Genomic DNA, 22,293 nt, shown 5'->3' on the forward strand with positions numbered 1-22,293 from the left:
CCCAATGAGTTTGCAATGAAAATCACTATGGAAAAAAGGGCCGCTTGAGGTCAAAATGCAAATCTAAGACTCTCCCCAAAACTGGAGGGAAGTCGGGGCTCAGGTCAGGCGGAATGCCCGGTCGGCGGATGAGCACCCATAAAGGCGTTACACACCCGCTCCGTTCAGCTTGTCCAAAACCAAACCCATTCGGTATGCGTCAGGTGCAGTTGGAACTCCGTAGTTAAATGCTTCAAATAACATAGCGCGCAGCTCGATCTTGTCGGCCTCATCGATTTCATATTGGGCTTGATGAATTTCACCATGGGCAGGATTATGCTTCTCAGCTGTATCGTAAATACAGAAAGCTCTACAGTGTGATTCCGGCATCGTGATTCTACGTAATACTTTGTTATCGGCGGTCAATACACCATGCCAAGATCGATCAGCTTTTCCAGAGATAAAATCTTTAACAAAATCTATAAGCTCTTGATTAGAAACAATAGATTCGCGCTGAATAGAACATCCGACAGTGAAAGTGTGAGAAAAAACTGCAGGCAAAATTCCCTTTCGGCCAACATGGATTGGCGAAAAAACAAATCGGGAGAGCTTTTCATCGTCGCTTAAACGCCCAGGGGAATACCTGCTGGTTAAAAACTTCTCGCAAATACAATCCGGACAACTTCCGTTGAACTTCCGTACCCGATCCTTATAATTTTCATTTGTGTCTGCATTAATATGCAGACATTTTCTTCCATATCTTGTTATCTTAGTTCTAAGCCAATCAAGCGTTAAGAATAGCTTGGAACACAACCGGCAGGTTCTTTGAGTCAAAAGAAATAACTCCTTTATGTTTATCGGAATTCCTTTTAACAAAATAAGCGATCCTTTGATCACCGAGAAACTCGATATCCGCATAAAGATCACTGGTGTGCCAGAACAGAGACGCGCGACCAGAAGCGGTGAGCATAGGTTCTGGTTCCTCAATCTTGCTGCTAGAAATAAGCCGAACGAATGCAATGGCCTCACGAAGAGAACCAACATTTGGCTTAACCGAACCTTCTCCATCCCAATCATGATCAAGAAGTGACCAATTTCTAAGAGTACCGATCAACCTCTCTTGAGAGGTAGTTTCCCGCGACGTAGCATCGACGAGCCCATCGTTAGCAACGGTCGCCGTGACGGATTCCGGATTAACTTGATAGGTTCTTAATGGCGGACATTTTACAAACACTTCAGTGACTGTTGGCACAGCGCTTACCGTCGGCGCCTGCGCCAAACTAACCGCCAGAAATAAGTTTGCCGCTGCTGCGGTGCCTAAATTCGTAGCCATAGTCAACCCACAAGACCAATTTTCTGTGCCATCGAATCGACAAGGATTTCAGTCAAAATCACTTTGTCGTAACTGTGTAACGCCTGCAAATGCGAGGCAACAAAATCCATACCGCCATTGTTCGATAGAGACGTCGTTTCGTAATTTGGCTGGTTAAACATGTCAGTGAGAACAGTCGTAACTAGTATGGAACGCCGCGGAGCAAATCCAACAATCTCTTCCAAACAATCTATATTCACATTTATAAGCCGTTTTGTTTGATTGTCGGGTCTCTCAAACGCACCAGTATGAACATGCCATAAGTCTTCTCGGGAGAAAATATGAGAAGGCACATATTTCGAAACATTCTTAATCAGCAGACGAGGATCACAATCCTTCATCTCGCCATCCCACACAAATTTATCCACAAAGTTAAGGCTAACGTTTAATAAATTGGCACCGGTGTCGAGATAAATTCCTATCACGGAAGAGAAATACCTTTGTGCCGAATCCCAAACAGTCGACCAATTGGAATACACATTAGTTCGAAAAGACATTAAAGTTTGTTCGACACGGAGCTCGCTCTCAATCGAGCCGTTGGACGCATTTCGATGCAACAGAACCCCCGTGATTGGAGCATGTTGCTGATGATTAATAGGAACCTGCATACCAGCTGGAAATCCAATCATCAACGGAAACACGCCTTGGATCGGCCCTCCTCCCGGCAGCTCTTCTTTGAACTGCTTGGTTATTTCATTTACGGCCGCCAATTGATCATAGTTAAGTTGCCGATCGAAGTTCACCATAATGACCGCTTGCTCGATAGAGTGCGCCGCATGAACCGGCCTGAATGAACCCTTGCAGGGTTGGATGCTTGGCATGGGTCTTCTTCCTTGGCAATTTGATTAGACTTTAAACAATAAATAGACGCGGTGATCCGAAGCCGCCATAGCTCGCCTGCAGTATCTTCTAAAATCCACGAACAACTTTTCCCGCATCGCAAACTTCTAAGCGCTAGACATCCAATTTTATTGAAGCAACATCGGAGTCCACCACCACCTCCTCCCCGCCCGAAGATCGTATTTTTTGCGCTAGATCGTTTATATGAGTCTGGAAGGCACCTTCTAGCTTACTAACGTATTCCGAGAGCCAGGCAATAATGGCAGGCCAATTGTCTTGATTATAACCGTCGAATTTTTTAGAGTAGACAATCCGACTTTGCTTTTTTTCATTCATGCGTCTCCATTCGAGTTTCTCGCCGAATGACTCTTCAATACTGGCACGTCTTTCATAAAGCTTATCAAATATCCATTTATTTTCACTGTTTGACGACCGATTCATCGATAATTCCACACGAGCTTCTTCTTTGCCAAAGATCATGGTGTACGGGCAGGCACCTAGTCCCGAACCCGCATTCAGCCAATGGTCTCGCGATGGGCTAACATTTGCAAAGATACCGACATTATCCCTGCGCAACTGATCCAGCACCTTAGTCCAAAACAACCGACGCAAGTCGTTGCGCTTTTTTTGAACGCCCTGAACCACACTTTCATCAACCTCTTTTGACGAAATCCCAATCATATAATCGGCGGCTTCTGGAGGAGGTATGATTTGTTGAAGGTCGACAAATAGCTCCTCTCCAAACCCGTAGGGCACAACTCGGAAACATTGCGCTCGTATACCGCGGCTTAGCAGCCAGAGCACCGTTGCGGTGACTTCCTTCCGGAATTTCGCGGCGATGAAGATCATTCTCTGTCCGTTTCCAGGATTCAGAACGGCCTCATCAACCTCCTCAACCTCCATAAACTCGCAAATGCGGGAAACTGCAGAGCCGCCCCCTGCAAATTTATCTAGATATTGTTGATATATTTCAATTATTTGCGTTTTATTTAAACCTGAAACATAGGCCGTATATTTTAATGCTTGCCAAGTAACATCGCGGCCTGAGTCGTCTAACTTATTTTCAACTACGACAAGGTTTCCTTGTTTATCCAAAGCGAGAAGATCCAACCTTTCGCGAGTCTCATCAAAACCGTCGAATTCCTTCTGGATAATCAACAAATCCTCTCCCAACGCATCCGGCTGATGAACGATCCACTCTTGCAGGTTGTCCCTTTCCCGCAATCCGAGATCGCCAAAATTCTTTTGCGATAGTCGTGAAATTCGATTCTGATTCCGATCAACTCGATACATTCATCTACCTATTCTGCCTGAGCCGCAGTAACATCCGCATCGCAGCCTCCCTACTTCGTGGTGAACCTGCCGATGTACCGTCCGATTAGATTGACCTCATCGAGCAGCACCTCATATGGTTCATATTTCCGGTTGTCTGAAATGATCCGGATACGCTGCGGTTCGCTGTCGCGCACCAGCTGCACACTTTTCACGACGACGCCGTTACCGTCATGAAGCACAAAAATGCCTTCCGGATGCGGGTGCTGGTAACGCATATCGACGAAGACGCGATCGCCCTCGTAGAGCCGCGGCTCCATGCTGTCGCCAACCACTTCGAAGGCACGGATATTCGGGGCCGATGAATGCAACAATTCCGACACGACCCTACCCGGCAGAATCCACTCGTCACGCACGCCTTCGGTAAGATATGTGTTGCCGTTACCGTCACTGACATAATGCTCAACCGGCAATCCGCCACCGCCAGCTCCGGCGCGCACGTCGATCTCAAGGATCATTTCCTTTGATGTGCCAATTTCCGACTGAATTGGCTTGTCAGGGCCGTCAGACGATTCTTCGTAATTTGGCGGCGCCGAACCTTGGCCAGTAAGCAGCCACGTAAAATCGACCCGATAAGCCTTCGAAATCTTTTTTACTTCATCCTGACTGGGAATGCCTCGAATGCCGTTTTCGCGACTCTTATAAGTGTTCGGGTTCCATCCAAATTTTTCGGCTGCAGCAGCAGGGCTTTTAAAGCCCGCCTTTATCCTGGCGAACCGCAGTCGTTCGGCAAATTTTTGATTTTCATTCATAGACCAAACGTACCAAAAATATTGGTACATTGTGTCTTGCATTTTTCCGGTACTTATCGTACCAATAAGAAATGACAAGCATACATTCCGTACCTGACTTGATTGACGCCTGGCCGTCTCTTGCTGTGTTCGCTTCAGACGCCGGTGTAAGTTATGAGGCCGCTAAGCAAATGCGAAGGCGTGGTTCCATTCGCGTTGAATATTGGCCAGCGCTGGTTCAATCGGTTACCGGCAATCTGCACTCAGTCTCCTATGAAATGTTAGTTCGGCTTCATGCGGGCGAACGAACGCAAAGCCACGATATCGTCGCAACAGGCGCAAAGCCCTCTCGCAAGAAGCCGGAGGCCGCATGATCCCTCAACGGCGCCCCTTCCCCACGCTCAGATATTCCTCGCTCGGGCCTCATGGCCGGTCTGTCTTCTCCCGTCTCCGGCGGCTGGGTGCGAGAAACCGCAGGATTTTTCCCGACACCAGGAGGCTGGATTGAGCGCCCCCCTTAACCCCGCCACGAACAGCCCTGTGCGCTGTTCCTGCACATGTTGTTACCGCGTTCGTTTTAGAACGAAGAGTGCAGGCCCAGAAGTTTGGGCACGTTTTGCTGAGGGGATCATCACGAAATCCCGCCTGGGACCGACGTTCGATAAAATTGAAGCATCTCAATCACGGCCGAATGAGAATTTATCTTTCGAGATGCACGCTCAAATCCCGTCAGGCCATCAACCAGATGTTCCTCAAACTCGGGATCTTGCGCCATGATTTTCATCACAACGAACAATGATTGTCTGAGTCCTTCGATTTGGCCTTTCAGGGTTTCAATTTCATCGACTTGCATGTCTTTCCTCATGGGTTTGGTTGGCCCCTCCCATGATGAAGAGGGCCGGGAGATTCGCAAGGGTCTCCCGGCCCGTTTTGTTGCCTCGACAGCGAGGCTTTCACCTAAACATGGAGGCCAATTTGAAAAAGCATGAATTGATCGACGCGCTGGCGGAAGCCACGGGCGAACCAAAAATCGCCTGCGAAAAGATGCTCGGCGCACTGGCGGATGTCATCCACAAAAATCTGAAGGGCCATGCGAAGCTCGTATTGCACGGCATCGGCACGTTCCAGCTCTCGAAGACCGCCGCGCGCCGCGGCCGCAATCCGCACACCGGCGAAGCCATCCATATTCCTGCCGGCGTCCGGATTTCCTTCAAGGCGGCAAGCGCCCTCAAGGAAGCCGTTCACTAGGCTTTAGGCTCCGGTCGCTTGGCGTCCGGGGCTTTTTTGCCATCGAAAGCGGGCGAAGCCGTCTCGTCAAAGACGGCCTCGCTCCTTCCCGGAAAACAGGTCGCCATGAGGTCCCGCACAAAGGCCTCGAGCGGCTTAAAGTCTTCAGCGTTTTCAGCAGGTTCAGGTTCTTTCTTCAAGTCAATCGCCCTCCAGAGCTCAGTCACATTGACACAGGAGCTTTTGCATGGGGCGCAAACGGAATTTGTTTTCGGATCAAAAAATGAACATGGCGGTGCAAAAAGCAAGCATGTGGATTTCCTCGATGGTCGAGCGCGAAATGCGTGGTCCGCATGACCTCAAGCCTGCCATGGAGCGGCTGGCGCGACGTTATCGCCTGCCCAAAAACCTGTTTTGGACGCTGCGCTATCGTCCGCCCAAGGACATCTTCGCCTCCGTCTACCTCAAGCTCGAAGCCGCGTATCAGGCAGAAATTACCCGTCAAGAGAGGCTTTTGGCCCATGAAATCGCTTTGTCGAACGCCAAGGGCGCGACTGCCGAGGCTCTGGTTCGCACGGCTTCTCGTTTGGCTGGCGAAACAGATATCTCGCCCCAGAAGGAAATCAAACCATGAATGATTCTGTCTCTGAAAAAATCGTCAATGCCAAGCAACTCGTCGCGCTGATCAAGGAAGCCGACCAGAAGAAAGCCAGGATGCAGAGCATTTCCGGCGAATTGGGCGAGCGCATCAAGGCCGCGATCGACAACGGCCATCTGCATCGCGGCGTTTTTGCCCTGATGGTGAAACTCTATCGTCAGGATGAACTCAAGCGCGAAGATTTCATCCGCCAGTTCAATCTCTATGTCGACATGTGCCGCGAGCATGAGCTGTTCGGGACCGAGCACGTCGACGATCTCGCCGATATGGCCGAGCGCAAGACCGATGAATCCGAGTCCGAACCCGATGCGGATGAACAGGCCGCAGCGGCCAATACCAAAGCCCTCGAGGGCGGCATCAAACCGCTCGAGGACGAAGCTACCGGCAGCTACAAACTGATCAACTGAGGCAAGCCGTGCGGATCCTCGCTCTCGACATTGCGACTGTCACCGGATTTGCGTGTGGCGAGGCCGGAACGATTCCGCGTTCCGGCAGCGTCCGCCTCAAGAAGCCCGATGAAAGCCCAGACATTGCGGCCTTCAATATGTGGGCCTTCCTGCGCGATCAGTTCGTCCTCGACAAGCCGGACCTGGTGGTAATTGAAGATTTCATCAATCCGGTTGGCCATAAGAGCGCTGCGGCCATCATTCTCGTGATCCAATGCTTTGGCGCGGCCGTTGCCTATTGCCGGGCGCAGAACGTGCCCCACCAGGCCGTGAACATGCAGACGGTGCGCAAGCACTTCATCGGCCAGGCCCGCGCCAAGAAGGAAGAAAACATCAAGCAGCTCGTGGTCAATCGCGCGCGCCTGCTTGGCTATATTTCGCGCGACTGCCGCGATCACAACCGCGCCGATGCCTGCGCCGTCTACGATTACGCCAGCGCCACCTTCGCCCGCAAAACCCCAAAATCCCTCGTCTTGTTTGGGGAGACATCCCATGCGTAAAAAGAAGAGAAAACAGGCTTACATCCCGACGATCTATCACTTCGAGCGCGACCAGCGCGTGCCTGTGCCGCCCAATCCGCTGCACCAGATCCCGCTCGAGCCCGACGACCGCAGCATGATCCTGCCGGGCACGAATGCCCGCCTGATCGCTCCGATCCTGCCACCCAGATATGTCGACCTAGGCCTGCCGCCGCCCGGCCGCTCCGCCCTCGACAAACGCAGGACGGGCATTATCGAGGAAGACGAGCCGCCCGCGAGCCGCGATTTTGACGGCCGCAGGACGCCGCGCGTCACTCTGCCTAGCCTCAAATTTCTGGAGCGGGCCTGATGCCCTACGTCTGCGCCGAAAAGATCGCGCTGGCCGTTGTGACGGCCGCTCGTTTGACGGGCGAAAATCCGCTCGAGATCGACGATCAGGATCTTTGCCGGCGCACCCGCGCGCTTGCCTGCGTCGCTTTGCAGGACGTTTATCCGCATTGTGATTTTCGGGCTCTGGCGCGCAGCGTCGGCTATTTCGGCGACGGCTATCACGGCTCGCGCAATTGCCATCTGTCGAAGAAGACAAAATGGTGGCGCGAGGACTGGCTCGATGAAGTCATCGGCGCGCTGGTCGGAGAGGACAAAGATCCCGGCCGCACCGTGGTCAAAAATCCCGGCCCTCCCTCAAAGTCGTCGCTCGATATAGTCAACGAGGCCGTTCATCGCGTTGGCCGCGGCCCTTCCTTCACGCGCGACATATCTGTTGCCCCGATATCCAGATCCGGCGGAACGATTGAGCGGCGATGCCGCACACCGCTTAAGCCGGCGCCGATCGAGACAAAAGCCCCCAGCCGCAAAATCATCGATTGGACCAACCAGGCCGAGGCCGAAGCTGCAATTCTGGCCGGCCATGTGCCGCCCGGCCGCGCCCTGCCTGTGATCCTGCCTGATCCGACGCTGCCGCCGGAAGGCTTGTCCGCGCTAGACCAACGGAGGGCGCAATCATGAGCGTGCGCTCGCGTGCCAAAGCCCTTTACGCCAGCCTCTTTGACAAGGCTGAATGCGCGTGCGTCGACGATTATGACGCCATGATCAACGGCAATCTTGATGCGGTCGCGGAATCGCTCCTGCGCCGGCGCGGCTCGCAGGTTACGGCCGCGGTCTTCTATGCCTATGCCGATTTCATCGTGACTTTGTGCCCCGGCACCAACTGGCAACCGGATCCCGTCAAGGTCTCATATCTCACCGCCAAGCCTGGCTTTGCCGAAAAATGCCGCCGCACCTGGGCGATATGGAGGCGCGCATGACAAGATCGGCCCCAGTTCCCCTTGCCGAACAGATTGCGGCTCTCGAATGCACGATCCTCGAGAAGCTCGATCATATCGAAACTCTCGAAGATCTCGTGGCGCGCAAAAAACGCGCCGAGCACGAAATTCCGCCAAAACGCCGCCGCGTCGAAGAGTTGCAGGCCGCGTTGGCGACCCTGAAAACCGCGAAAGAAAGACGATCATCATGAGCCTCGCAGTGACAAAAAAGCCCAAGGCCTCCCACGTCTTCGAGCGGGATCCGCATGAATTCTACATCGAGCCGCGCTGGTGCAGCGAACGCCTGTTCGATGTCGAACCCTTTTCCGGCCTTATCTACGATCCGGCCTGCGGCACAGGGCGCATTGTAGAGGCGGCCCTCAAAAAGGGATTGAAGGCTGCCGGATCCGATCTGATTGATCGCAGAGGCCTTGGCGAGACACAGGATTATCTGTCCCAGCCGGTTATGACGGCCAATATCGTCTCGAATCCGCCCTACAGGATCGGCGACGCCTTTGTGGCCAAGGCCTTGCGTGACGCCGGTCGCAAGGTCGCCCTGCTCCTGCCCGCAACCTGGCACATTGCAGATGAGCGCGCCCGCTGGTTGGAAACAACGCCGCTGCGCCGGATCCTCTATCTGACCCCGCGGCCGTCGATGCCGCCAGGACAGGTCATTCTCGATGGCGGCAAGGCCGGCAATGGCACCAAGGATTTCGTCTGGCTCATCTGGCACCAAAATTATCATGGCAAGCCAGAGGTCGGCTGGCTGCATCGTGACGCCTCGACGTTCAAGACCCTTGGCGCCGCCGCCAATGATGTCGTGCGCAAACTGCAACGGGGGCGCGCATGAACGCCGTTACCATTCCCGAGCCCAAACCCATCCCGCACAATCTCGAGGCCGAACAGGCGTTGCTGGGAGCGATCCTTACCAACAATGAGGCGTTCAATCGCATTTCGGATGTGATCAAGGCCGAAGATTTCTTCGAGGATCTGCATCGGCAAATCTTCGAGGTGATTGTGACGACGATCGCCGCCGGCAAGATCGCGGCCGCCGGCACGATCAAGACCATGTTGCCCGAGGCCAAGGCCGGCGACATGAGCCTGGGCAAATATCTTGCGCTCATCGTCGGTGAGTCGACGACCTTGCTCAACGTGCGCGACTATGCCCTCAACATCGTCGAAATGGCGCGCCGGCGGGCCTTGATCAAGCTGCATGAGCAAGGGCGCGATGAAGCCTACAACACCGCGTCCGGCAAGGCTCAGGATCTTGCTGGGGCGGCAATGACCGGCCTGCATGAACTGGCCCTGGGAAGCAGCACCCAGACCTCGCGCGGCATGATCGGCGATTGCGTCGGCGAGCTGCTCGAGCGGGCACAAAAGATCCTGAACAAGGAAATTCAGGACGAAGGCATCAAGACTGGCATTGAGGAACTTGACCGGGATACCGGCGGCTTTCGCCCCGGCACGCTCTGGGTGATTGCTGGTCGACCGGGCATGGGAAAGACCGTTCTCGCCGCCTCGCTCGCCCTCAAGGCCGCGCGCCGCGGTTGCGGCACCATGTTTTTCTCGCTCGAAGTGCCGAAAGAGCAGCTCAACGCGCGAATGCTCTCGGATTACACGTACATCCACAATCGTCCGATTTATTTTGGCCGCATCATGCGGGCCGAGGATCTCAGCGAGGAAGAGTTTTGGAGGCTCAAGGACGCCCACAAGCGCCTCAGGCAGGTACCGCTTGCCATGGACTTTTCCTCCCGCCTGTCGGTCGCGGAAATCGCAATGCGCGTGCGTGCCGAAAAGCAGCGCATGTCCAAGCGCGGGGTTCGGCTCGGCGTCATCTTCATCGACTATCTGAAATATATCAAGGCGTCGGACAGATACCGCGGCAACCGGGTATACGAGGTCGGCGAGATCACCAGCGGGCTCAAGCAGCTCGCCAAGGACGAAAATCTTTGCGTTGTGCTGCTTTGCCAGCTCAACCGCAACGTCGAAAACCGCGACCGCAAGGAACGCCGCCCCGGCCTCGCTGATCTTCGCGATTCTGGCGACATCGAGGCCGATGCCGATGTGGTCGGCTTCATTCATAGGGAAGCCTATTACGTCAAGTACTCGCCCGAGTTTCTCTCCGGCGATCCGGACGCCCGCTTTCAATATGAAGCGATCCAATATGACGCCGAATTGATCATCGGCAAGAACCGCGCCGGCCAGACGCGCACCATCGATCTTTGGTGCGACATCGGCGCTTCAATCATGACCGCAAGATCGAAGGGGTAAGTCGATGAGCAACCAGCCTTGGTTTAAATTCTATCCGACAGCTTGGCGATCGGAGCCGTCGCTTCGCATGTGCTCAATTGCAGCCCGCGGCCTTTGGATGGAAATGATCTGTCTGATGCATGAAGCCGATCCGAGAGGCTCGCTTCTGGTCAATGGGCAGCCAGTTACGGTCAGGCAATTGGCCAGCCTATGCGGACTGTCACTGAAAGAATGTACCGCACTGCTTGAAGAACTGGAAGAGGCAGGAGTTTTCAGCCGGGATAACCAGTCTATCTATAGCAGGCGTATGCGCCGCGATGAAGAGAAGCTCCAAAGGGATAAGGCCAATGGTAAGGGTGGTGGCAACCCGCAGCTTAAGGCTCAGGATAACCAAAAAAGCAAAAAGGGGATAAGCAGGGGGTTAACCCCCCCGTTAAGCATAGAAGAAGAAGCAGAAGAAGAAGCAGATAAGAATACCGAGGATAATAGCTCTTCATCCCTGAGCCCGGCCAAACTAATTCCCCGGCGATCAAAGCTTCAATCCGAATGTTTGCAGATCGTCGGCATGGAGCCGGTCGCCCTTGCAACGGACTGGCACGAGATCGAAGCCCTGTTGAGCGAAGGGATCACCGAAGACGACATCAAGGCAGGAATTCAGGCCGCCATGGGCGCGCCAAACTTCCGTCCGAGGTCCTGGGCAAAACTGGCCTCATGGTGCCGCAGGGCGGCCAAGGATCGTCTTGCCGGCCAGCCAAAGCGAGCCGTGCAGTTTGTCGCAAAACCCGTCAACACTGAACCGAAAATCGAATTTGGTGGCGGCTTCATCTGGCCGGAAAGCTCGGTGATTGCAGCGGTGCGCCGCTACGACGAAACCGGCTTCTGGCCCTACGAAATTGGCGAGCCGCCCGGCCATGCCCGCTGCAAGGTCCCGCAGCGCCTCATCGACATAGCCCGCAGCACGGGAGCCGCCGCATGACGCGCGGAACTTCGCATATGGCCGTCAAAACCCGATCCGGGCCAAAGGTCATCCGCGTCGAACGGCGCGACCTTTCGGTCAAGGCTGCGCCCGTCCTTGTCGTAGTCGACGACGAGCAGGCGACACGGGAGATCAGCGTCAGGCCGATCGCCAGAGAGATCCACGAGCTGTTGCGCAATGAGCCCCAGCAATTCCCGAAAATTCTCCACGGAGGCATGTAGATGACCCGCACGATTTGGCATCCGCTCGAGGGCGAAAAGATCGTCCGGGCCCCGACGCGCTGGGAACCGGAAATGGTCGCCGCCCGCCTTGTCGAATCGGTCAAGATCATCGAGGACACGATACGCATCACCCGCTCGAAAACCGGCTTCTGGCCCGAGATCGTGCGTGAATTCGAGGATTTTACCGGATTGAGCAACGAAGAACACGTCGAGCGCCGGAAGGACATCTGGAAATTGTGGGAACTTACGAGCCAACGTTACACTGCTGAGCAAATGAGCCGGTCTGACGAGGCATTCTACTGGCCGATCCAACATCTCGCCCATTACGAAGGCGCCAGACGTGTCGTCAATCTCTGGGCAACGTGTCGCGCCCGCAATAGGCCATTCTCGACAGCGTGTCGCCGCAAAGGCTGGGCGGAAACCACTGTTAAGCGTCGACTCGCGCAAGGACTGTCGACCATTACCGAGCACCTTAGGGCTGGCAACGTCGAAATCCGCGAAGCTCGTCTGGACTTGATCGAAAAAATTCGCTGAGACGAATTTAGAACCCAAAAAAAAATCTTGACGGGGTGGCCCAAATGGCCCAAATTTTTACTATCGAATCAGTCAGGCTCGGAGTATTTCGCTCTGGGCCTTTTTTGTTGGCTGAACAGAGCGTTATTTCGGGGCAAAAGATGTGAATTTGCTCGTCATTTCAAGATTATAGCAGAGTAGAGCATCGGTAGCTCGCCAGGCTCATAACCTGGAGGCAGGCGGTTCAATTCCGCCCTCTGCAACCAATCACCAGATCAAGCGCCGAGTGAGCCTGGACGCGGGCTCGAAGTGCAGGAAATCCCCGGATTGCCCAGGCAAAGCCCTGCCCGCTTGAGTCCAACCACGCATTTGAAACCAGTTCCGGGTCGCAGGCGGTTCCTTGCCGGACTCCCCCCAAAGCCTGCGATCCGGAAGCCCGGCAGACAAATGCCACAAACCAGCTAGAGGTGATTTCCAACGCTCGACTCCTGAGTGCAGGACATCAGATTTGCTCAAATGCCAGTCCTTTCAAATCCGAAGTGGGAGATATTTGCTCAAGAGGTCGCGAAAGGCGTTTCGGCCGCGCAGGCCTACGTGACCGCCGGCTATGCTGAAAGCGATAGCAATGCTTCCCGACTGAGAAGCAATGAGAAGGTCAAGGCCCGCGTCCAGGAACTTCTCGAGGATGCCGCAGCAAAGTCCGGCGTTACCGTCGAGCGCATCGTCGCTGAACTGGCCAAGATCGCCTTCGCCAACGCCTCCGATTATTTCGAGTGGAATGGAGGCGGTGTGAACATCCGTCCGTCGAGCGAACTGACACCAGATCAGCTTGCCGTCGTCGCCGAGGTGCAAGAGACCAAGGCCAAGGGGCACGGCGAGACAACGATCAAGATCAAGCTATCCGACAAACAAGCTGCGCTCGAAAAGCTGGGGCGGCATCTCGGCATGTTCAAGGATCGCGTCGAGGCTGACGGTTCCTTCCAGGTCATCATCCAGGGCAACGATGCGAAGCTGTGACATCACCGGCCTTCCAACTGACGGAGAAACAATCGGCTCTGCGTGACGCTGCGGCGTCAAGCGCCAGACATGTTTTAGCCTATGGCGGTTCACGCTCCGGCAAAACATTCGGCTTTTGCTATTGCGTCGCGGTTCGCGGATTGCTGGCGCCGACCAGCCGTCACCTGATCGCGCGCCGACAGAACATTGACGCGCGCCAGTCAGTCATGATGGACACCTGGCCGAAGATGATGCGAATGGCCTTTCCGCAGGTACCTTTTAAGCTCAACAAGGTTGACCAGTTGGCAATTTTTCCGAACGGCTCGGAAATCTGGTTCGGCGGTCTCGACGACAAAGATCGCGTCGAGAAGATTCTCGGCAAGGAATATGCGACGATTTACGCCAATGAAACGTCGCAGATTGCCTATGACACGATCACGACGCTGCGCACACGTCTGGCACAAAACTGTCTGCGAAGCGACGGAACGCCGCTTGCGCTCAAAATGTATTACGATCTGAACCCCACAGGACGCGGGCACTACACCTTTCAGGAATTTGTTCTTGGCTTGCAGCCTGCAACCGGGTTACCGCTGGCATCTTCGTCGCATACACATGTAACTCTGAACCCAGTCGATAATCCCTACCTGCCTGCCGAGTATATCGACGAGCTGCGTAATCTGCCGGAGCGTCAAAGGCAGCGCTTCCTTGATGGCAAGTATCTGTCTGAGGTCCCCGGTACACTCTGGCCACTCTCACGCATCGAAGCACTCCGTCGCCAAGAGCCTGCAACATTCAAACGGGTTGTTATCGGCGTGGACCCTTCCGGCTCGGACGGATCGGGCGGCGACTGCCAGGGCATCGTGGTGGCGGGCCTCGGCGACGATGGAGAGGCCTATGTGCTTGCCGATCTTTCGGATCGGCTTTCACCCGACGGCTGGGCACAGAAAGTCGCCAAGGCGGCCAGCGATTTTTACGCAGACCGGGTCGTTGCCGAACGCAACTTCGGAGGTGCGATGGTTGAAGCCGTCCTCCGTTCGGCTGCGCCGAACTTGCCAATTACGTTGGTGACGGCGTCGCGGGGCAAGGTTGTACGGGCCGAGCCGATTGCCGCACTTTACGAACAGGGCAAGGTTCATCATGTCGACGTCTTTCCCGAACTCGAGGAACAGATGGGCATGATGACAACGGCAGGTTACCAGGGCAGCGGCTCGCCCGACCGCGTCGATGCTCTGGTCTGGGCCATGGACGACTTGATGCTCAAGCCCGGCCGGGCGCAACTCTTGTATGGATGAATAGATGGGTCTGCTTGACTATTTCAAGGGCAAGCGCCCTGGACGCATGCGCCGGCAACCGCAGCGCGAAACAATTCAATTTCCAAACCTGATCCAGCAGACGCAGGTTGGACTAACCCGTCGGCTGGCCTACAAACCGACGCCTCGCAATCTGCGCTATTTCGCCACCACGCCTTACGCCCGCCGCGCCATTAACGCTATTAAGAACCCGATTGGACTGCTTGATTGGGAGATCGTCCCGATCAAAGGCGTTGAACTGAACACGGAAATCGAACGACAGATCGAGATCGCCAGCTACTGCATCGAGCACCCCAACGGCGACGACAGTGCCCGTACTCTGATCGAGCAGGTCATTGAGGACATGTGCCTTGGCGCCGGCGCCATTGAGACACAGCTTTCCGGAGACCCGCTGCGCCCCTTGTGGATGTGGCCGGTTGACGGTCTCACAGTGCAGCTTTATCCGCTCTGGTCAGGCGATCGATCAGAACCACGCTATGTCCAGATCATAGGCTATGGCAATTTTGCCGGATCAGGCGGTGGCCAACAGATCACTCTGCGCAATGACGAACTGATCTACATCCGCCCAAATCCAACCAGCGCATCGCCGTTCGGCATGGGCCCCTTGGAGATCGCTTTCAACTCGGTCTCGCGCCTACTTGGAGTCGGCGAGTTTGCCGGAAACGTCGCAACAAATGCACGGCCCTCGATCGGACTCGATCTGGGCGGCGGGATATCTCCCGAGATGCTCGGGGCATTTCGACAATACTGGCGCAATGATGTCGAGGGACAAGGCAACATGCCGATCTTCGGAATGGCCGAGGAAGGCAAGGACGGCAAGGTTCGCGGCCCCAATGTTCTACGCTTTTATCCTGAAGGCGATGATGGCCTCTATCTGAAATATCAGGAATTCCTGAAATCCGAAATTGCCATTGCTTTCGACTTGTCACCCCAAAATCTTGGCGTTGAACGCGACGTCAACCGATCGACCGCGGAGGTCGCTGAAGAACGTGATCGTCAACAAGCGATCAAGCCGATGGCGCATCTGTTGCAATCGCACCTGACGCGTGAGGCGCTGCATGGCCGGCTCGGATTTTCAAACCTACGTTTCCAGTTCAAAGGCATCGACCAGGAAGACGAACTCAACCTCGCCAACGTGTTCGAACGCGAATACCGCTCGAATGCGGTGACTCCAAACGAATATCGCGAACGTCGCGGCATGTCCCGCTCCGAGAATCCATTTGCCGATATGACTTTCGCCGACGTCGAAATCGCGAAGGAAGCCGCCCGGGGCGCGAAGGTTGTTGATGACCCAAATTTGCAGCCAACTGCCAAAGGCGCGAAGGCCAAAATGCCAGACCGCAAAGGAGAATAGCTATGTCACTTGATAAACGCGTCACGCAGGTGCTGGACGGATCTTCCGGCGCCTATACCGATCGTGAAATCGTCGGCATCCAGATCGGTGTCGCAAATGCCGCCGGCGGCAGCGCTGGCGCAGCTGTCACGACGGCGGTGACATTCGCCGAACCACTCCCGACAAGCTACATGGTTCTTGTCGCGGCTAATCAGGACGCAACCGCCTATGTGTCCGGCAAGACGTCGTCCGGATTCAACGTGACGCTAACGCCTCGCCTTGCCACAAACACGCTCGCCGCGGGGACGTTCGACGTCCTTCTCGTTGCATAAGGACACGCGCCATGACCGTTATGACCGATCTCAAAGCGATCACGCTGACATCCAATGCCAAAACAGTTGCGCAGGCTAAGGGAACGGACCTTAATGCGCTGGTCCTGCAGGCCGAACGCGCGACCGCCGAACTGCAAGCGATCCTCAAACAGATCATCGCCTACCACCCAACGGGCGGCGCGGACGCCACAGTTCTGACGGCGCTCAACGCCGTCGTCTCGGAACTTGCCTGATGTCGACCCCGAGGCAAAGTTCGGCCCAAACCGGAGCGTCAACCGCGAGCAAATTTCCAAAGCGCGGCTTCCCGATCGAAGAATTTACTATTTCGAGAGAAAGCCCCCGGCTGCTGGAGCTTCTGGCCGGATCCGGTGGCGACCTCCATGCCGTCGAAACCCGCCTTGCTGAAATCTCGAATATCCTGCCGAAGGCCATCGGGCAAGCAGCTCCTGACGTCAGATCCGCGTTGGAGAGCCTTGCTGCTCTCATTTAGAGGCTAAACCATGGCGAATCTGAAGAAGTCCGAGCGCGATGCACTGCCGGACAGCGATTTTGCTGTACCTGATCTCCGGAAGCTGCCCATTCATGATGAGCACCACGTAAGGCTCGCCCATGACATGCTGGAACGCACGCAGGGTTTGAGTGAGGAGCAGAGGGCCGAGGCGCGGCGCCGCATCCTACGCAAGGCAAAGGAGCTAGGCGTTGATACCGACGACTGGCGCAAGGTCAAGGCCATGCGTCTCGACGCCATGGCGCTCAACATCGCCAACGACGACGATCACCCGAACAAGATGCCATTTTCCGGCATTCTAACCCGGGTCGACGAACCAAGCGACATGCCGCCCGGCGGATCCAACGGCCGCCGCATTATCGTTTCCAGACTCGCAGCAGAGCAAGCGCTCAATTCATTGCTCGGCATGGCAGTCGATTTTACGCCGTCTTTCGACGGACACGACACGCAAGCCAAGATCGGACTTATCACGTCAGCCGAAATCGTCGGCAACGCGATCATGATCTCCGGCTTCGTTTACGCAGCCGATTTCCCTGAGATCGCCGCGCATATCAAGGCCAACAGATCCACTCTAGGTTTCTCCTTCGAAGCACAGCGGATCATGGTCGAAGATCCAGGCGCGGACATTCTCAGCATATCGGAACTGGTATTCACGGGCGCAGCCATTCTCCGCAAGGACAAGGCGGCCTACCAAACCACCTCCCTAGCCGCCTCGGCGGAAGACAAGGATATTAATATGACCCCTGAAGAACTGAAGGCTTTGCTAGGCGAAGCAATCGCACCGCTCACTGCCCGCCTCGACAAGATCGAGTCTGCATCCACTACCAAGATCGAAGCCAACCAGAACGTAATGAACGCCGTTGAGCCGCATGTCAAGGCTCTGGAAAGCTGCGCCGCTGCAATGGAAGCTTCGGGCATCGGCGCCGACCCCACCCGCGGCCATAGCGCGTTCCTGCGCCGTATGGCCGGTTCGATGCGCGCAGAGGCTGCTGTCGGCAAAATGCCGCATATTTTCCGCGACCACGACTATCCCTATTATGCCTCGGTCGACTCCCGTTCGACTGATGACGTGAAGAGAATTGTCGAAGAGGCCACAAAGCCGCTGCTCGACAAACTTTCGGCGTCTGAAACCCAGATTGCCGATCTTAAAGCTGCCGCGAGATCCGCTTTGCCCGGTCCAGAACGCAAGACTCTGCCCGCTTCAGTGTCCGCCATTCTGGCCAAAGCCGGCATAACTGAACCGGAAGGCAGCGAAAAACTGTCCGTTGCAAAGGTCGACAAAGCCCTCGCCGACGTCAACCTGCCCGTAGCCAAGCGACTGGAAGTCAAGACGGGCCTCGCCCGCGCCGGCCTTCTCTGAGCGGTAGAAAGGATATTTCAACATGAGCAAGACTGCTGCCGCATTCAAGGATCTGCAGGCCGCCGCCGACTATCTCGGCAACGGCGCCATCGAAGTGAACCGTTATGAGACCGAGATCTACGATATCATCCGTCGAAATTCGGTTTTTCTGCAGCGCGTCGACCGCAAGCCCGCGACTGGTCACCCGCATCGTTATTTCGAGCAGACCGCAATTGCCTCTGCCGCGTTTACCGATCCGCGCAACATCAGCCCGACTCCGACCGGCCCGACCCGCGTCGAGCGTTCGGCCTATATCAAGGCCATCACCAACCAGACCAACCTGTCTCTGTTTGACGTCGACGTAACTCGTCAGCAGGGCCAATTCGCCTATGTCGAGGCCAAGGACATCGAGGATGTCGTCAACTCCGTCGTTGTCTCGTCGGCTTCGGCAGTCTGGACTGGGACAGACACGTCCCTAACGACGCCGACCACGACGCAGTATGTTTCGGCGCTGACCCAGATCACCACGCAGGGCACGGTCGCCCAAGGCGCGTCGATCATAGATGGACTCAAGGCACAGATCGCTAAACTGGTGGCCAACACCACCTATGCTGTGCGTCCGACCGCGATCTACATCGATCCGATTCTTGGCGATTACATCGACCGCGAGGCAAAGGCTTCGCAGATCACGATGGACAAGGTGGAGGTGACAGCCGGCGTGTGGGTGCGCACTCTCCAGACGCAGGCCGGCCCCCTGCCGCTTATCGCTGATCCGTTCCTGGCAGGCGCCATCACCGCCGCCGGTGTTGCCGCATACGGCTTTTCGGCAGTTCCGACCGGCAACAAGGGCTATTATGCAGTGATTGTCACCGAGAATGATATTGAAATGCCGGTGATCCACGGTGGCGACGGCAATCTCAATCCGCGGCTTTTCCAACTCGGTCTGCTCTCCGGCTTGCAAGGCCAGTATGTCAGCGTCGTCTTCGACGCGCTGATCGTCAAAGGCGCCGGCTATGCGCATGCCGTTGTCCAGGTGATCCGTCCGTAAACTGAAAAGTTTACTTGAAATCTCTGGCCCCGCGGCTTTGTCGCGGGGCTTCTAAATTTGGGAATTCCATGAAAATCTATCTTTCCGGCGCAAGGGCACGGACGTCGCCCTCGCATATCGTGATGATTTGCCCAGCCGGCCATCTCGAAGGACAGGAAATGCCCCGAGAATGGGTCACCGAGACCAACGAGCCGATCAATATACCGATCGAATTTCGCTATGGCGTAGCTGAAGTGCCGTCCAATGTCGGTCAATACATGATCGCACACGGCCTTGCAGCTCGCTCGCCGCTCATCATCCCGATCGGCGCCAAAGTCGCTTAAGGACGCACCATGCCGCAGGTTTCGAACGAATTGAACACCCAATACTGGGAACCAGTCGCTGCTGGACCGGTCGCGCAGGCCGACCTTTCAACATGGGCCGGCGTCGGCTCCGTGCCGGCAACAATTCCGGCCTCGGGCAATTTCACGTCGAATGTCATCGTCGCTGATGGGTTCAAATACGTCGCCGCGGCCGTCAATTCGAGCCAGAACGGCACGATTCAGATCCAGCGCTATATCGACAAGGCGGGTACGATCGCTCAGGGCGCAGCGATTTCGACATCGATCACTGGCGGCACCCCGGCTGTCGTCAACGCCGGATCGGACAATTTCCCGTTCCAGTCGTTCACGGTTAAAATCACCAATTCAGGCGCGTCCGCGGCCAATATCTCCAATTTCGCACTTCTGCTGAACGCGGCTTGAAATGGGATCAAATTATCTTATCAACGTTACCGGCGGCTTCAACCAACCTGCTCCTTCGATCGCTGGCTTGTCACAACAAGCCTCGGCCGTGATCGACGCCTATCTCAAACGCCCCGAAGGCCTTGTCTACAATGTCGACGCCAGCGGTTCGCCTTGCTCCATGGCGGCCGCAGTTCCAAGTCTGACTTTTCAGATTGCAACAGGTATCTCGCCAGGTACAAATGTCGCAGCGACGGTAACTCCTGCTCTTCTCAAACAGGATTACGTCGGACGCATCCTCGTACTCGACAACGCCAGCAACACGCTGCGCGAAGCCGTCACTATTGCTTCGGTGATCGGCAATAACCAGTTGACCCTCTCGAAAGTTCAATTTTCCCATGCAAGCAACTCGACAGCACAATTCGGGCTGACGATATCCGAAGATCGATCGCTACCATCGAAACGCGCTATCGGTCGTCTGGCCAAATGGCCGATTGCCAATGTACTATCGATCCTCGGAAGATATGCCTATGGCCGGAGATCCGACCAGGTCGGCGGCCTGTATCAGGAGATGAATCTTCTGGCCTCGGTCCAGACCTTTGGCGGGCCCCCGATGTGGATCCCAGTCGACCCGTCGCAATGCTCCTGGTCCGATGCCACCGGCGAGATTTGGGTGCCGGCCGGCATGCTCATGGCCTATTATTCAGACATCCGCGTCGAATATATCGCCGGCTATCCAGCGGGCGGCGTACCAGATCCCATCGTCCAGGCAACACTCCAGGTCGCCAATTCCCTTAATTCCGGGATGGATGCGACGACACGGGTTATGAAAGCTGGCGATACATCGATCGAGCGTTTCGTTTCCAGCGTGATCAGCGACGACGTGCGCATGGCGCTCTCACCCTTTAAAGCCCGGTCTATGTTCTAATGAGTTTTCTCTACCCACGTTCAATCTCGGTTTATCGCTTGACGGGTCAACCGGTCGGCAATGCCGGATTTGGCGCGCAGACCTATCAGGAACCTCAGGCCGTCAATTCAGCCAGCGTCTGGTCGCAGACGCCGCTATTCTCCGCAATTGCCTGCTCGATCCAGTTTGAGCGCAACGGACCTCGGCCTGGGCCCGATCTGCCCGGCGACGCACAATATGATCCAACGTGGCGGATTTTTGTTCCCGCAAGTGGCCTTGCCAAAGGCGCATTGCAGATCCGTGACTTCGTCCTCGACGACCTCGGCGTCAGATACCAAGTCTATGCACCCTATTGGAACTCGCTCGGATACAGGCTGCACTGCCTGATGTTGGAGGTTTGAGTTGGCCGACATTTCGGACGTTGAAAACGCACTGGTCAACCTGATCACGACAACGATCTATCCCAACGGCACGGCAGCGGCATCCAATATCGTGCTGCCTGGCGGTCAAATATTGAATGCGCGCATTTTTCCGGGCTGGCCGATTCCGGCTGACCTCGAGGCCGATCTCGGCGCAAATCCGCCGGTCATCAATGTTTCGGTCTTTGCGCAGCCCGGCATGGAGCGCATTACCACAAGGTATATGCGTGAATGGAAGGACGCTGTCGTCACGAAGCCATCCCTGACGGCTACCGTCTCGAACAACACAGTGACCATCGGCGGAACAGTCACTGCTGGCAATTATGTGACGATTGTCGTCAAAGCCAAGGGCTATTCCTACGCAGCCCTCTCGACCGATACGACGGCCACGATTGCCACGGCGCTAGCCGGATTGATCAATGCGGATATTCCCGCTTCAGCCTCCGGCTCTATCGTTAACGTTCCAGCCAACTATTCTGGTTCGCTGGCGGCTCTAACCGGCGCGCCAGGCACAGCGGTTCGCGAACTCACGCGAAGCATGCAGCGTTTCCTTATCACCGTCTGGGCGCCGACCAATGCCGCGCGGGTTGCCACTGCATCTCTGATCCGACCAGCGCTGGATGCGACAGACAACCTCGTTCTGCCCGATACCTCGGCAGCCTGGCTGAAATACGAAAATTCAAACGATGTCGACCGGTCTGCGAAATTGGGCATGCTCTGCCGCGATCTATTCTACTGGGTCGAATATCCGACCACCCAAACGATGACCAGCTACCCGATCACAGCGTTCACCATCACGATCCAGCCACAGACGGTCGATGAAACGCTGCAACCTTCCGTTCCGGTGACGAACTAAGGACTGACCCATGTATGACCTCGTTGTGACCCATCCCTTCGCCTCCTACCAGATCGGGGACAGAATTACCGATCCGGCCAAGGTTGAAGAGGTTCTCGCCTCTCATCCCACGCATGTCGTGAAGGTTGACGCGAACCCGCCCACCCCTTCCGCGTAACCCGTCCACCCCTTCGCTCATAGCCCGCTTCTAGCGGG

At 55.8% G+C, this 22,293-nt stretch carries 34 protein-coding genes and 1 tRNA gene; 28 read left to right on the plus strand and 7 right to left on the minus strand.

The features are described from left to right. Positions 1-147: 147 nt before the first annotated feature. The 6 genes from AC0N03_RS11725 to AC0N03_RS11750 all read right to left on the minus strand — a co-directional run bounded on the left by AC0N03_RS11725 (position 148) and on the right by AC0N03_RS11750 (position 5,107). The gene (locus AC0N03_RS11725) at positions 148-813 is read right to left on the minus strand and encodes a hypothetical protein (protein ID WP_474288965.1); all 666 of its coding nucleotides are present in this window, start codon (positions 811-813) and stop codon (positions 148-150) included. Next, positions 764-1,312 (minus strand): hypothetical protein, encoded by a 549-nt coding sequence (locus AC0N03_RS11730; protein WP_474288966.1) that lies wholly within the window; start codon positions 1,310-1,312, stop codon positions 764-766. The genes AC0N03_RS11725 and AC0N03_RS11730 overlap by 50 nt, the downstream gene beginning before the upstream one ends. Before the next feature lie 2 nt (positions 1,313-1,314). Further along, the gene (locus tag AC0N03_RS11735) at positions 1,315-2,172 is read right to left on the minus strand and encodes a TIGR04255 family protein (protein ID WP_474288967.1); all 858 of its coding nucleotides are present in this window, start codon (positions 2,170-2,172) and stop codon (positions 1,315-1,317) included. Positions 2,173-2,305: 133 nt separating this feature from the next. Then, a complete protein-coding gene (locus AC0N03_RS11740; RefSeq protein ID WP_474288968.1) occupies positions 2,306-3,484 on the minus strand; it encodes a DUF4268 domain-containing protein in 1,179 nt (392 codons plus the stop codon). Positions 3,485-3,534: 50 nt separating this feature from the next. Further along, positions 3,535-4,275 (minus strand): LexA family transcriptional regulator, encoded by a 741-nt coding sequence (locus AC0N03_RS11745; protein ID WP_474288969.1) that lies wholly within the window; start codon positions 4,273-4,275, stop codon positions 3,535-3,537. A 610-nt stretch (positions 4,276-4,885) separates the two neighbouring features. After that, positions 4,886-5,107 carry a hypothetical protein gene (locus AC0N03_RS11750; RefSeq protein WP_474288970.1) on the minus strand — a complete coding sequence of 74 codons (222 nt, stop codon included), beginning with the start codon at positions 5,105-5,107 and terminating at the stop codon, positions 4,886-4,888. Between the two features lie 122 nt (positions 5,108-5,229). Here AC0N03_RS11750 and AC0N03_RS11755 point away from each other — a divergent pair, with 122 nt between their 5' ends. Continuing rightward, on the plus strand, positions 5,230-5,502 hold the full coding sequence (locus tag AC0N03_RS11755) for an HU family DNA-binding protein (RefSeq protein WP_474288972.1): 273 nt from the start codon (positions 5,230-5,232) through the stop codon (positions 5,500-5,502). On the opposite strand, the gene AC0N03_RS11760 is transcribed toward AC0N03_RS11755, so the two are convergent. After that, positions 5,499-5,681, minus strand: a complete 183-nt coding sequence (locus AC0N03_RS11760; RefSeq protein ID WP_474288974.1) for a hypothetical protein — start codon at positions 5,679-5,681, stop codon at positions 5,499-5,501. The genes AC0N03_RS11755 and AC0N03_RS11760 overlap by 4 nt on opposite strands. A 47-nt stretch (positions 5,682-5,728) precedes the next feature. On the opposite strand from AC0N03_RS11760, the gene AC0N03_RS11765 reads away from it, so the two are divergent. The 27 genes from AC0N03_RS11765 to AC0N03_RS11895 all read left to right on the plus strand — a co-directional run bounded on the left by AC0N03_RS11765 (position 5,729) and on the right by AC0N03_RS11895 (position 22,255). Next, on the plus strand, positions 5,729-6,115 hold the full coding sequence (locus AC0N03_RS11765; RefSeq protein WP_474288975.1) for a hypothetical protein: 387 nt from the start codon (positions 5,729-5,731) through the stop codon (positions 6,113-6,115). Next, positions 6,112-6,546 carry a hypothetical protein gene (locus AC0N03_RS11770; RefSeq protein WP_474288976.1) on the plus strand — a complete coding sequence of 145 codons (435 nt, stop codon included), beginning with the start codon at positions 6,112-6,114 and terminating at the stop codon, positions 6,544-6,546. The genes AC0N03_RS11765 and AC0N03_RS11770 overlap by 4 nt, the downstream gene beginning before the upstream one ends. An 8-nt stretch (positions 6,547-6,554) precedes the next feature. Next, a complete protein-coding gene (locus AC0N03_RS11775) occupies positions 6,555-7,085 on the plus strand; it encodes a hypothetical protein (RefSeq protein ID WP_474288978.1) in 531 nt (176 codons plus the stop codon). Next, positions 7,078-7,413, plus strand: coding sequence for a hypothetical protein (locus AC0N03_RS11780; protein WP_474288979.1), 336 nt, complete (start codon positions 7,078-7,080; stop codon positions 7,411-7,413). The genes AC0N03_RS11775 and AC0N03_RS11780 overlap by 8 nt, the downstream gene beginning before the upstream one ends. Then, positions 7,413-8,072 (plus strand): hypothetical protein, encoded by a 660-nt coding sequence (locus AC0N03_RS11785; RefSeq protein ID WP_474288981.1) that lies wholly within the window; start codon positions 7,413-7,415, stop codon positions 8,070-8,072. The genes AC0N03_RS11780 and AC0N03_RS11785 overlap by 1 nt, the downstream gene beginning before the upstream one ends. After that, complete coding sequence (locus AC0N03_RS11790; protein ID WP_474288982.1) at positions 8,069-8,371, plus strand: hypothetical protein; 303 nt, start codon at positions 8,069-8,071, stop codon at positions 8,369-8,371. Before AC0N03_RS11785 ends, AC0N03_RS11790 begins: the two co-directional genes overlap by 4 nt. Beyond that, positions 8,368-8,580, plus strand: coding sequence for a hypothetical protein (locus AC0N03_RS11795; RefSeq protein WP_474288983.1), 213 nt, complete (start codon positions 8,368-8,370; stop codon positions 8,578-8,580). Before AC0N03_RS11790 ends, AC0N03_RS11795 begins: the two co-directional genes overlap by 4 nt. Continuing rightward, on the plus strand, positions 8,577-9,218 hold the full coding sequence (locus AC0N03_RS11800; RefSeq protein ID WP_474288984.1) for a hypothetical protein: 642 nt from the start codon (positions 8,577-8,579) through the stop codon (positions 9,216-9,218). The genes AC0N03_RS11795 and AC0N03_RS11800 overlap by 4 nt, the downstream gene beginning before the upstream one ends. Next, on the plus strand, positions 9,215-10,639 hold the full coding sequence (locus tag AC0N03_RS11805) for a replicative DNA helicase (protein WP_474288985.1): 1,425 nt from the start codon (positions 9,215-9,217) through the stop codon (positions 10,637-10,639). The genes AC0N03_RS11800 and AC0N03_RS11805 overlap by 4 nt, the downstream gene beginning before the upstream one ends. A 4-nt stretch (positions 10,640-10,643) precedes the next feature. Further along, positions 10,644-11,594, plus strand: a complete 951-nt coding sequence (locus AC0N03_RS11810; RefSeq protein WP_474288986.1) for a hypothetical protein — start codon at positions 10,644-10,646, stop codon at positions 11,592-11,594. Further along, the gene (locus AC0N03_RS11815) at positions 11,591-11,815 is read left to right on the plus strand and encodes a hypothetical protein (RefSeq protein WP_474288987.1); all 225 of its coding nucleotides are present in this window, start codon (positions 11,591-11,593) and stop codon (positions 11,813-11,815) included. The genes AC0N03_RS11810 and AC0N03_RS11815 overlap by 4 nt, the downstream gene beginning before the upstream one ends. After that, positions 11,816-12,349, plus strand: coding sequence for a hypothetical protein (locus AC0N03_RS11820; RefSeq protein WP_474288988.1), 534 nt, complete (start codon positions 11,816-11,818; stop codon positions 12,347-12,349). Between the two features lie 170 nt (positions 12,350-12,519). Beyond that, positions 12,520-12,594, plus strand: a tRNA-Met gene (locus AC0N03_RS11825). Positions 12,595-12,820: 226 nt separating this feature from the next. Then, complete coding sequence (locus tag AC0N03_RS11830) at positions 12,821-13,345, plus strand: terminase small subunit (RefSeq protein ID WP_474288989.1); 525 nt, start codon at positions 12,821-12,823, stop codon at positions 13,343-13,345. Further along, entirely contained in the window at positions 13,342-14,616 is a 1,275-nt protein-coding gene (locus AC0N03_RS11835) for a phage terminase large subunit (protein ID WP_474288990.1), read from the plus strand. Before AC0N03_RS11830 ends, AC0N03_RS11835 begins: the two co-directional genes overlap by 4 nt. A gap of 4 nt (positions 14,617-14,620) precedes the next feature. Continuing rightward, on the plus strand, positions 14,621-15,988 hold the full coding sequence (locus tag AC0N03_RS11840) for a phage portal protein (protein ID WP_474288991.1): 1,368 nt from the start codon (positions 14,621-14,623) through the stop codon (positions 15,986-15,988). Between the two features lie 2 nt (positions 15,989-15,990). Continuing rightward, the gene (locus tag AC0N03_RS11845; RefSeq protein WP_474288992.1) at positions 15,991-16,299 is read left to right on the plus strand and encodes a hypothetical protein; all 309 of its coding nucleotides are present in this window, start codon (positions 15,991-15,993) and stop codon (positions 16,297-16,299) included. An 11-nt stretch (positions 16,300-16,310) separates the two neighbouring features. Next, positions 16,311-16,532, plus strand: coding sequence for a hypothetical protein (locus tag AC0N03_RS11850; protein ID WP_474288994.1), 222 nt, complete (start codon positions 16,311-16,313; stop codon positions 16,530-16,532). Beyond that, entirely contained in the window at positions 16,532-16,789 is a 258-nt protein-coding gene (locus AC0N03_RS11855) for a hypothetical protein (RefSeq protein WP_474288995.1), read from the plus strand. The genes AC0N03_RS11850 and AC0N03_RS11855 overlap by 1 nt, the downstream gene beginning before the upstream one ends. A gap of 10 nt (positions 16,790-16,799) precedes the next feature. Continuing rightward, positions 16,800-18,167: a DUF6582 domain-containing protein gene (locus tag AC0N03_RS11860; protein WP_474288996.1), complete on the plus strand. Its 1,368-nt coding sequence runs from the start codon at positions 16,800-16,802 to the stop codon at positions 18,165-18,167. A gap of 22 nt (positions 18,168-18,189) precedes the next feature. Next, positions 18,190-19,194: a hypothetical protein gene (locus tag AC0N03_RS11865; RefSeq protein WP_474288997.1), complete on the plus strand. Its 1,005-nt coding sequence runs from the start codon at positions 18,190-18,192 to the stop codon at positions 19,192-19,194. A 68-nt stretch (positions 19,195-19,262) separates the two neighbouring features. Continuing rightward, positions 19,263-19,517 (plus strand): hypothetical protein, encoded by a 255-nt coding sequence (locus tag AC0N03_RS11870; protein WP_474288998.1) that lies wholly within the window; start codon positions 19,263-19,265, stop codon positions 19,515-19,517. A gap of 9 nt (positions 19,518-19,526) precedes the next feature. Beyond that, complete coding sequence (locus AC0N03_RS11875) at positions 19,527-19,937, plus strand: hypothetical protein (protein ID WP_474288999.1); 411 nt, start codon at positions 19,527-19,529, stop codon at positions 19,935-19,937. Position 19,938: 1 nt separating this feature from the next. Beyond that, positions 19,939-20,844 (plus strand): hypothetical protein, encoded by a 906-nt coding sequence (locus AC0N03_RS11880; RefSeq protein ID WP_474289000.1) that lies wholly within the window; start codon positions 19,939-19,941, stop codon positions 20,842-20,844. 38 nt (positions 20,845-20,882) lie between these two features. Next, a complete protein-coding gene (locus AC0N03_RS11885) occupies positions 20,883-21,224 on the plus strand; it encodes a hypothetical protein (protein ID WP_474289001.1) in 342 nt (113 codons plus the stop codon). A gap of 1 nt (position 21,225) precedes the next feature. Then, on the plus strand, positions 21,226-22,098 hold the full coding sequence (locus AC0N03_RS11890) for a hypothetical protein (protein WP_474289002.1): 873 nt from the start codon (positions 21,226-21,228) through the stop codon (positions 22,096-22,098). 10 nt (positions 22,099-22,108) lie between these two features. Then, entirely contained in the window at positions 22,109-22,255 is a 147-nt protein-coding gene (locus AC0N03_RS11895; RefSeq protein ID WP_474289003.1) for a hypothetical protein, read from the plus strand. Positions 22,256-22,293 lie beyond the last annotated feature (38 nt).

This window comes from Methylocystis sp. sgz306128, assembly GCF_056032725.1.

Excerpts from the sequence above, each read along its gene's own strand:
- AC0N03_RS11730 (WP_474288966.1), bottom strand. The coding sequence starts at position 1,312 with ATGGCTACGAATTTAGGCACCGCAGCAGCGGCAAACTTATTTCTGGCG.
- AC0N03_RS11735 (WP_474288967.1), bottom strand. The coding sequence starts at position 2,172 with ATGCCAAGCATCCAACCCTGCAAGGGTTCATTCAGGCCGGTTCATGCG.
- AC0N03_RS11740 (WP_474288968.1), bottom strand. The coding sequence starts at position 3,484 with ATGTATCGAGTTGATCGGAATCAGAATCGAATTTCACGACTATCGCAA.
- AC0N03_RS11745 (WP_474288969.1), bottom strand. The coding sequence starts at position 4,275 with ATGAATGAAAATCAAAAATTTGCCGAACGACTGCGGTTCGCCAGGATA.
- AC0N03_RS11750 (WP_474288970.1), bottom strand. The coding sequence starts at position 5,107 with ATGCAAGTCGATGAAATTGAAACCCTGAAAGGCCAAATCGAAGGACTC.
- AC0N03_RS11765 (WP_474288975.1), top strand. The coding sequence starts at position 5,729 with ATGGGGCGCAAACGGAATTTGTTTTCGGATCAAAAAATGAACATGGCG.
- AC0N03_RS11770 (WP_474288976.1), top strand. The coding sequence starts at position 6,112 with ATGAATGATTCTGTCTCTGAAAAAATCGTCAATGCCAAGCAACTCGTC.
- AC0N03_RS11780 (WP_474288979.1), top strand. The coding sequence starts at position 7,078 with ATGCGTAAAAAGAAGAGAAAACAGGCTTACATCCCGACGATCTATCAC.
- AC0N03_RS11785 (WP_474288981.1), top strand. The coding sequence starts at position 7,413 with ATGCCCTACGTCTGCGCCGAAAAGATCGCGCTGGCCGTTGTGACGGCC.
- AC0N03_RS11790 (WP_474288982.1), top strand. The coding sequence starts at position 8,069 with ATGAGCGTGCGCTCGCGTGCCAAAGCCCTTTACGCCAGCCTCTTTGAC.
- AC0N03_RS11795 (WP_474288983.1), top strand. The coding sequence starts at position 8,368 with ATGACAAGATCGGCCCCAGTTCCCCTTGCCGAACAGATTGCGGCTCTC.
- AC0N03_RS11800 (WP_474288984.1), top strand. The coding sequence starts at position 8,577 with ATGAGCCTCGCAGTGACAAAAAAGCCCAAGGCCTCCCACGTCTTCGAG.
- AC0N03_RS11805 (WP_474288985.1), top strand. The coding sequence starts at position 9,215 with ATGAACGCCGTTACCATTCCCGAGCCCAAACCCATCCCGCACAATCTC.
- AC0N03_RS11810 (WP_474288986.1), top strand. The coding sequence starts at position 10,644 with ATGAGCAACCAGCCTTGGTTTAAATTCTATCCGACAGCTTGGCGATCG.
- AC0N03_RS11815 (WP_474288987.1), top strand. The coding sequence starts at position 11,591 with ATGACGCGCGGAACTTCGCATATGGCCGTCAAAACCCGATCCGGGCCA.
- AC0N03_RS11820 (WP_474288988.1), top strand. The coding sequence starts at position 11,816 with ATGACCCGCACGATTTGGCATCCGCTCGAGGGCGAAAAGATCGTCCGG.
- AC0N03_RS11840 (WP_474288991.1), top strand. The coding sequence starts at position 14,621 with ATGGGTCTGCTTGACTATTTCAAGGGCAAGCGCCCTGGACGCATGCGC.
- AC0N03_RS11845 (WP_474288992.1), top strand. The coding sequence starts at position 15,991 with ATGTCACTTGATAAACGCGTCACGCAGGTGCTGGACGGATCTTCCGGC.
- AC0N03_RS11850 (WP_474288994.1), top strand. The coding sequence starts at position 16,311 with ATGACCGTTATGACCGATCTCAAAGCGATCACGCTGACATCCAATGCC.
- AC0N03_RS11855 (WP_474288995.1), top strand. The coding sequence starts at position 16,532 with ATGTCGACCCCGAGGCAAAGTTCGGCCCAAACCGGAGCGTCAACCGCG.
- AC0N03_RS11860 (WP_474288996.1), top strand. The coding sequence starts at position 16,800 with ATGGCGAATCTGAAGAAGTCCGAGCGCGATGCACTGCCGGACAGCGAT.
- AC0N03_RS11865 (WP_474288997.1), top strand. The coding sequence starts at position 18,190 with ATGAGCAAGACTGCTGCCGCATTCAAGGATCTGCAGGCCGCCGCCGAC.
- AC0N03_RS11870 (WP_474288998.1), top strand. The coding sequence starts at position 19,263 with ATGAAAATCTATCTTTCCGGCGCAAGGGCACGGACGTCGCCCTCGCAT.
- AC0N03_RS11875 (WP_474288999.1), top strand. The coding sequence starts at position 19,527 with ATGCCGCAGGTTTCGAACGAATTGAACACCCAATACTGGGAACCAGTC.
- AC0N03_RS11880 (WP_474289000.1), top strand. The coding sequence starts at position 19,939 with ATGGGATCAAATTATCTTATCAACGTTACCGGCGGCTTCAACCAACCT.
- AC0N03_RS11895 (WP_474289003.1), top strand. The coding sequence starts at position 22,109 with ATGTATGACCTCGTTGTGACCCATCCCTTCGCCTCCTACCAGATCGGG.